The organism is uncultured Shewanella sp., assembly GCF_947491715.1.
In the GTDB taxonomy this organism is placed as follows: domain Bacteria; phylum Pseudomonadota; class Gammaproteobacteria; order Enterobacterales; family Shewanellaceae; genus Shewanella.
This window is the reverse complement of sequence record NZ_CANLKR010000163.1, coordinates 1-212: the sequence shown is the minus strand read 5'-3', so window position 1 is coordinate 212 and position 212 is coordinate 1. Positions and strand designations below refer to the sequence as shown.

Genomic DNA, 212 nt, shown 5'->3' with positions numbered 1-212 from the left:
TGTCCATTTCAAGGGTGAGCATCTCTACGGGGTAACCGGTTTTTTCGCTCACTACACTCAGCATGCAAGTTTGAATGTCTGTCGTTTGAATGCTTGTAGTTTCAATACCTGTCATTGGAATGCTTTGGCTATTATCACTTTGGCTATTTAGATAAGTGACAATTTCACCTAGCGTGCGACACTCGCTTAAATCATCGGGATTAAGCTCTGGC

Annotated in this window: 1 protein-coding gene; it reads right to left on the bottom strand. The window is 42.9% G+C overall.

Translation table 11 applies throughout. The features are described 5' to 3' along the window. Positions 1-212 (bottom strand): hypothetical protein (locus Q0779_RS23930; protein WP_298776777.1); only part of this gene is annotated, 212 nt, incomplete at both ends.